The sequence below is a fragment of the Halostagnicola bangensis genome, assembly GCF_054653435.1.
This window is the reverse complement of sequence record NZ_BAAIGG010000001.1, coordinates 322,211-329,733: the sequence shown is the minus strand read 5'-3', so window position 1 is coordinate 329,733 and position 7,523 is coordinate 322,211. Positions and strand designations below refer to the sequence as shown.

6 protein-coding genes and 2 pseudogenes are annotated in these 7,523 nt (G+C 62.1%); 1 reads left to right on the top strand and 7 read right to left on the bottom strand.

Annotated features, from left to right (window positions below):
* Positions 1-350 precede the first annotated feature (350 nt).
* Positions 351-620, top strand: coding sequence for a hypothetical protein (locus ACYQ14_RS01555; protein WP_459883525.1), 270 nt, complete (start codon positions 351-353; stop codon positions 618-620).
* A gap of 156 nt (positions 621-776) precedes the next feature.
* On the opposite strand, the gene ACYQ14_RS01550 is transcribed toward ACYQ14_RS01555, so the two are convergent.
* The 7 genes and pseudogenes from ACYQ14_RS01550 to ACYQ14_RS01520 form a co-directional block, all read right to left on the bottom strand.
* Entirely contained in the window at positions 777-968 is a 192-nt protein-coding gene (locus tag ACYQ14_RS01550; RefSeq protein WP_283838739.1) for a 30S ribosomal protein S17e, read from the bottom strand.
* 24 nt (positions 969-992) lie between these two features.
* Positions 993-1,400: a hypothetical protein gene (locus ACYQ14_RS01545; RefSeq protein WP_459884164.1), complete on the bottom strand. Its 408-nt coding sequence runs from the start codon at positions 1,398-1,400 to the stop codon at positions 993-995.
* 746 nt (positions 1,401-2,146) lie between these two features.
* A pseudogene (locus ACYQ14_RS01540) lies at positions 2,147-2,822 on the bottom strand (DUF447 domain-containing protein).
* Positions 2,819-3,671, bottom strand: a pseudogene (locus ACYQ14_RS01535) (triphosphoribosyl-dephospho-CoA synthase). The pseudogenes ACYQ14_RS01540 and ACYQ14_RS01535 overlap by 4 nt, the downstream one beginning before the upstream one ends.
* 300 nt (positions 3,672-3,971) lie before the next feature.
* Positions 3,972-4,727: a tRNA-dihydrouridine synthase gene (locus ACYQ14_RS01530; RefSeq protein ID WP_459884162.1), complete on the bottom strand. Its 756-nt coding sequence runs from the start codon at positions 4,725-4,727 to the stop codon at positions 3,972-3,974.
* Between the two features lie 8 nt (positions 4,728-4,735).
* Positions 4,736-5,728 carry a 2-phospho-L-lactate transferase gene (cofD, locus tag ACYQ14_RS01525; RefSeq protein WP_459884159.1) on the bottom strand — a complete coding sequence of 331 codons (993 nt, stop codon included), beginning with the start codon at positions 5,726-5,728 and terminating at the stop codon, positions 4,736-4,738.
* A gap of 161 nt (positions 5,729-5,889) precedes the next feature.
* Positions 5,890-7,473 carry a glutamate-cysteine ligase family protein gene (locus tag ACYQ14_RS01520; RefSeq protein ID WP_459884156.1) on the bottom strand — a complete coding sequence of 528 codons (1,584 nt, stop codon included), beginning with the start codon at positions 7,471-7,473 and terminating at the stop codon, positions 5,890-5,892.
* Positions 7,474-7,523 lie beyond the last annotated feature (50 nt).

Genomic DNA, 7,523 nt, shown 5'->3' with positions numbered 1-7,523 from the left:
AAGGATGGGTGTGGGTCAAGGAGCTGAATCAACCGCTGTCCGACGGCGCCGGTTGCACCGAGAATTCCTACACGTACAGTCATTTTCCGCACCTCGGGTTTGTGCGCGCAAAACCGTTTGGATTTCCCTCGCACGCTACTGTCAGCGAAAATTGATTTGGTCGACTTTTGGGGAGTTCGACCCGGGACCACGAGACGAGCATAGAAGATATTAAGAAAACGTAGCCAAACAGTACGACCAATGGAACACAATCTGCGCCCGAATCGTTCAGTTATGACGATGTCGCCCGCCGATGACACGGATTCGATCGACACTCGAGTTGCCACCCATCGCTCGACCGGGTGGTCCAAATGAGCGGTTCGACCTCTGACTCGGCCGGTGTCGGACCGTTTAGCGGCGGATTCGGTATCGGAGCGGCTGCCGTCGGTGTCGTGAGTATCTTGATCGGTCTCCTGGCCGCTGTCGACGGCTACACGGAGATGGGAATGCTCGTCACCGGTGATGACCCGATACTCGAGGGGGTCATCATCCTGACGTTCGGTGTCGGGATCGGCGTCGTCGCGCTGTTTGCTGGCGCGTATATGGAGCCCGGATTCGGCGGCGACGATCACGAGCACTGATCGGCCGGCTCCGTGATCGAACGGGGCCCTCGAGTCGGTTCGGGTGAATAACAGACGACCGCTGTGACGTTTCTCACCGGGTAGGACGACATTCGGATGGATAGTGAAACCACTCTCCGGTACTAGAGTAGTCGTCGCGATAACACCTCGAAAAATTCAGGCAGCGACCTTTCCGCTCTTCTTTCGCGTGACGTAGCCCGCAATCCGGTTCCGAACGCCCTTCGATTCGATGTTCGTGAGCTTATCGACGCTATCTTTGTTCTGTTCGAAGTCAGTCGTGAACGCGTCCGGGTACTGCTCTAACAGGAGCGCTCCCGTCTTTTTGACGTAGGCCGGTTTGATTGCCATAGAGGGGTTTCCGTCTAGAGGGCCTTAATTGACTCCCTTTTCGTTCGACCGAAGGACGCGACTATCGGACCCGTCTCCGCTGGCGATACTCTCGCTCGGTGGCTGAGAACCCTCCTCAGCCGATCGCCCGTCCGCCTTTCCGGCGAGTTCCTGAAACTTTTCCGATCGTTCCGCAACTCTGTCCATCATTTCGCTGTCGGGCTGCGTTTCTCGGGACTCGAGGAGGAAGGTGGTGATGACGACGGTCTTGACCCACGGTTTGAGAAATCCGGTGTAGATAGTCACAATCGTCCCGACGACGACCGCCCATCCTAGTAGCTGGTACTGGCCGGAAACACTTCCGAGAGTGGTTGCAACCGGTATCAGCGCCAAAGCCAGTACGAAAGCCACGGCGTACATTCCAACGACGATCAACAGCGTCGACCCGAGCACCGGCCCTCCAGTTCTTGCCGTAGAGGACCACCCCGTCTCTGGCCGAGCGCCACCGATTTTGGTCGCTATTCGTGAACATGTATGCGATGATTGCTTCGTCGATATACGACGCCGCGATCGCAATCGCCTTTCCGAGAAGCTGAACGAGTTTCTGCAGATTTGGAACGACAGAAACCAGACTCGAGAACGAGACGACCGCCCCGTTGAACTGGGTAATGACCGCTTTGATCAGCTGGTCGACGGCAAAAAGTGCGCTCGCTTCGGTAAAGTGCTCGCTCACCTGCGACTTTCCATACTGGATCTGATTCGAGGGAACCTCGCCGGTTTCGATAACGTGAGCGATGACTGCGATATGAGCTACTTTGACGAGATACAGTACATACCTGCTGACCAGTCGCCACCCCGCTACGAACAGTCCGATAGAGAGGACCAGGCCGACGACCGCGACGAATTCGGAAATCGACCCCGACTCGAGCAGTCTGCGCCCGAACCAGGCGATGGCCCCGAAGTAGACGACGGCGAGAAGCCCACAAAGCAGTCCGATACCAAGCCGAAGCATCACGAACGGGAGCGTTTTCCGAAACACACTCGTCGCGGTTCTGAAATGAAACCTCATCTACGGGAGGGGTCCCGCCTAATCGCATTTAAATTCGAGTGTGCGGGGGCGACGAGAATTCGCTGGAACCGCTGGTCGAACGGTTGGGGATCGGGCCGCTGGTGTCCTGTTACTCTCGGGCAGGACGGTCCTACCACTCCGCGAGTTCGCGTACCCGAGACAGCGCTTCCCGTTCCCGGTCGCTTCCGGCTCGTTCGACGACGATGCGTAGTGATCGAGTCGGTCGTGAAGGACGGACTCGTCGTACCCGTCGACGTCGAGTCTGGACGCGGCGACGGTCGCTTCGATGACGGCACCGAATCTCGATTTATCGTCGGTACCGTCTCGGTTTCGACCGTCGACTCGAGGGGCCGAACCTGCCATTCTTCCCAGCGGGTGCCGTCCTCGCTTCCGGTATCGGTTTGCTCGACCGAAACTCGACCCACGCGTCGGTCGACTCGAGGACGGGCTCTTCGAGTTCGGAAATCGAGAGAGCGGCATCGACGAAGTCGACGGGATCGCGCGTAACTGCACGTATCCCGTCCCTGCCTGTGGAAGTTCCGCCGGGTCCGCGTGTTCCCCCACGTGCGCGCAGACACGGTAATCGCATTTTCGGGGCACTCGATGTCATCCGACCTGTCGTCCTCTCCTGCGCTCTCGTCCGCTTCGGCGAACAGTCCGAGCGCAGCCGCGTTCCAGCGGCCGTTCGGCCCGAGCGTGGTGACGACCGTCTCCGTGACTCCCTCGAGCGTGACCGGCCAGTCCGCTCTCTCTTCTGACCCGCTCGTCCGGTCGACCTGGTCGCCGTCTCCGTCAGCACCGCTCATAGTTCGATCAGTTCGTTCTCGAGCGCGATGAACAGTCCGGCGGCGGTCAAATCCGCCGTCGTCCCCGGATTCACACCCCGGGAGACGAGTTCGTCGGAGAACGATTCGACCGCGTCCCGATTCGCCTCGATTGGGCCTGATTCGACCAGTACGGCGGCTCGTTCCGTCACTTCGGCCGCGACGGAATCGCCGTGGCGACCCGCAACGAGCGTGTCTGGACGATCCGCGAGGACGGAAAGAAACACCGTCGCAGCCCGATCCGCAACCGGCCCGGTTGCTTCGGCGAGTCGGTTGGCCGCGTCGAACGATCGCTCGAATCCGGTAACCCACTCGCGAGCCACGTCGTCGCCGGGAACGCTTCGATCCATCACGTCGAGCAGCGTCAGTCCGCGCGCCTCGAGCGCCGGAATCGCGTCGTCGCCCCGACGAACGTCGAGGGCCTCGAGTTCGGCGGGCGGTTCGGAAACGAAGACATCGACGTGTTCAAACGCCCGGTAAAACCCTTTTGCATCCGCGACGGTGGTGTCCTCGACGACCGATTCGACCGCGGATCGCGAGACGCCGTCGTCCGAAGCTTTGACGAGCGCGACGAGCAACAACAGCGCGCCGAACTGGGTATTCCCGCCGCCCTGTTCGGCCATCCCCCTCGACGCTCCGCTCGAACGACCGGCCGATCGGCTCTCCCGATTCGGCCATCCGAAGTCCGCGCTGAGAGCCGACGGCACCCGCCAAAAAGTGTTCGAAGAGCAGGTCATCGAGGTCCCGCGACCGGTCGACGTTCCCCGGTTTCGGCGTTCCACAGACCTCGAGCAACAGCGCGAGTTCCGCGTTCTGGGAAGCACTTCGCATATGCACTACGTTCGAATCTGTCGGCTGTCGGCTTAGGACTTGCTGGACGATCGGAACGGGTTCGAGACGCGGTTCGTTCGATCGTCATCGGTTCTCGCAAGCGTCTCCGTTTTTTCGTCGGTGTCGAGCGTTCGGTATGAGCGATAGCCGCGGAGAAACGAGCGCGTTCCAGCGGGGGCGGTCGTTCCGCCGAAACGGTGGTCAGGGGAATCAGCCAGGAAAACGTGACGTTCATGGCTGGAAGTATCGCCTATCAGGCGTTTATCTCCCAGATTCCGCTTCTGGTGCTGGTGTTCGTTCTCAGGACTCGATCGAATTCGACTCGAGACCGAGGTGGGTATCGACGGCGCTTCGGACCCGCTCGAGTACGACGGGATTGTCGCTGGGACGGCCGACGCTGACCGCGTCCGCGCCGTATTCGACGTACTCGCGGACCGTTTCGTCGTCTCGGACGCCGTTGTTCGCGATGACGAACAGGTCCGTCCGTTCGGCCACGTCGGCGATCACGTGCTCCGAGTCCATCGCATCGACGTGAACGAACGTCGCGCCGGCGGTCTCGAATTCGTTCGCGAGCGCCGGCAGATCGACGCCCGGTACTTCCGTCCGGACCTTGACGCCGACCGCGGCTCCCGTCTCGACCGCGGTCTCGACGTACGATCGAAGGCGTTCGGTATCCGCCAGTAGCCGTTCGCCACAGCCGACGGCGCACATCTCGTCCTGTCTGCAGTGGGCGTTGATTTCGAGCAGTGCGTCCCGGTCTCGACAGACGCGGGCGACACGCGCTATCGGTTCTCTCGTTGCGGACCTGACGTTTACTGCGGGCCGTATCGGGACCGTCTCGAGAGCCTCGAGTTGACTATCGATAAACGCGAACGGGTCTTCGGGGAGGAACTCTTCGCGGTCTCGATCGACCAGCTTGCCGGCCCCCGTCCGCGAGCGTTCGTCGATGGCGATGCCGCCGAGGAACGCACACCCGGCGAATTCTGAGCCGGCTCGAGCCCAGTCGGCGTCCGCCTCCCCGCTGAGACTTGCCAATGCGAGTGGTGGGTCGAACATAATCGCGCTCACTCGACCGTCTCGATGGCCTCGGCGATCGTTCGGATGATGCGCTCGGCGTCCTCGCTCGAGCCGATCTCGATGTCGGTCCGGATCGTCGGGCGATCGAATTCGGTCCCGTCGTTCTCGTCGACGACGAACGCATCGGCGAACGGATAGGTCGTCGCGAGTCCCGCCGTCGAGGGCTCCGCGCCGACGGCTTCCATCAGCTCTTCGGCGGGTCCGGAGAACGCCTCGTCATCGAGGAACGGCGAGACGATGACGACGGTCGTCTGGCTGAGCGCGTCGACGAAACCGGGGATAGCGAGCATCGGCCCGATGCTCGTCACCGGATTCGACGGGCCGACGACGACTGGTTCCTCGAGCGCCTCGAGGACGCCGGGAGCTGGTTTTGCCTCCTCGGAGCCGCGGAATTCGACGTCTTCGACGGTCGGGTCGGCGCGCTGATCGACCCAGTATTCCTGAAAGTGCATCGTCCCGTCTTCGGTGTGGACGAGGCTGGCGACCGGGTCGTCGCTCATCGGAAGGAGATCGAACGGGAGGTCGAACGCAGAAGAGAGTCGGGCCAGGGCCTCGCTCAACGAGTGGCCCTGATCGAGGAGACTCGTTCGCGTGATGTGGACGGCGCGATCACGGTCACCGATCGTCATGAACTCGGCGACCCCCGAGAAGCGCCGCCAGTTTGCGATTTCCCGACCCGCAGTCTGGCGATCCGCCGAGAGGTACTGCGGTCCGTCCGGGAGGTCAGCCGCATCGGCGATCTCCATGAGTTCGGCGTTCGTTCGGTGCGTGTCGCCCTCGATCCCCCACCAGGTCTCGCGGTCGAGCACGTCGCCGCCCTGAAAGAGAAGCGTATCGACGTCCGGGCAGACCAGCAAGCCGCCGAGTTCGATATCGTCGCCCGTGTTGGCGACGATCGTTATCTCGTCGGGCGAATATACAGCTTCCACTCCGTCGACCAGCTTCGGTGTCCCGGTGCCACCGGAGAGGAACGTAACCATACGCACACACGCGTCCGGTAGTACTTAGACCCTTTCAGCCTGAGCCCTGGAATGCGATATCGGGGCACCTTCGGTCGGCCGAGGATTAAAAATTCACGCGCTCAACGGTACTCGACGCCTTATTCGCGGGAGAACGAAATATATCGGACAACCGAGTCGCCTCACTCGCTGACCCAGTCGGCAAAGCTCCCCTCGAGGAGCGTCTCCGATTGGCGCTCGACGTATCGCCGTTGCATCGATTCGATCGCCGTCTCGAGATCCTCGCCGGACTCGAGGTGGCGGCTCACTTCGTCGTGTTTCCACTGGGCCGGCGTGAGCCCCTGCCGAACGCGTCGCCTGAGTGGGTAGAGGTACTTCGCGGCTTCCTCCTCCGAAAGGTCACGGTTCGTCAGGCCGTCCTCCGCGTGCGCCAGCAGGTCGTCGTAGAGGTCGACCAAATCGGACGTCTCCTTGCCGTCGTTCGTGATCCACGTCATGTCCGCGTCGAGGCCGTCGCGCATCGCGGCGTAGAAGTTTTCGTGGGCGTGCTCCCAGTCGAGTTCGTAGACGGGGTGCTCGAGACGAACCAGACTCTCCATCAGCCCGGCGAAGGCGGCCTGGAAGGCGATGGAGTCCCGAACCGTCGGCTGGGCGGAGATTGGCCGAAACTCGATTCGCGCGTTGGCGGCCGACCGCGTCGCGCCGTCGAAGACGGGCCGAACCCAGCGCCAGTAGGTGCCGTGTTTGCGCCGGAAGTGAGGGAACTGATCGTCGAATCGGTCGCCGGTTTCGACGGGCATCGGAACGAGGGTGTCGTCGTCGACGATCCGCTCGATCGCTTCTTCGACCTTTCCGAGGTCGCGCGGGAAACGAACCTTCCCTTCGGAGGTGTGGCGTTCGTTGAGCACCGATTCGAAGATGGCGATTCGGTGCTCCATCCACGCGTCCTCGAGGATCTCGTCGGGGCTTGCGTTCTCGTCGTAACAATCCGGGGGGAAAAACGGGGAGTTGACGCCGAGTGCCAGGAGGGGGCCGGCGATGCGAAGCGCGTAGTTGAAGTACAGCGGAAGGTCGATCGCGTGGGGAACTTGGTAATGCGGTTGGATCGACGTGATCAGGCTTTCGGGCATGACCGTGTCGGCCTCGAGCGTCACGTTCGGGGCGTCGATTTCCATCGCCGCGGATTGGGCGCGGTCAGTGTTGGCCATCGCGTGATACCGCCCCGAATCGCTCATGTTCGTCGCGATTCGGATCTGCTGATCGTCACCCTCGGCGGATCCGGACGCCTCGTCGTTCTCGCCAGCACCGGTAACCGTCCGCTCGACGCTGTCCGTGAGATAGGTCGTCGCATCCTCGCCTTCGGGCGGAATCGTCCACATCGCGTCGCTAACGAGGCGCATCCCTTCCGAGTGCGTCACGTCGAGTGCCGTCCGGAGGCGGGCCTTGACCTCCGACTCCTGTGCGCGAAGCCCGTGAGCGTTCAGCGGTTGGGGACTCGTCGTCATCTCCGCGTTGTGGAGGCCGAGTTCCTTCTCGAACCCGATCAACTCGAGGAGGCGGCGCGGGACCCGACGGAGCGAACACGCGTCGGATTCGACCGCGTAGAACTCGTACTCGAGGCCGACGATGGCCTGCGGGTTATCGAAGACGCCCTCGTCGATCGCCTGAATGATCGTTTCGGCGTCGGCCTCCGCCTGGGAGCGAAACTCCTCGGCATCGACCGTCAGTACGTCTGCGACCCGCTCAGCGAGTTCCTCCTCTGGCATACATCCGAGTGTGAGCCCGATTGCCTTGAAGGCACGCCCATCGAACCACG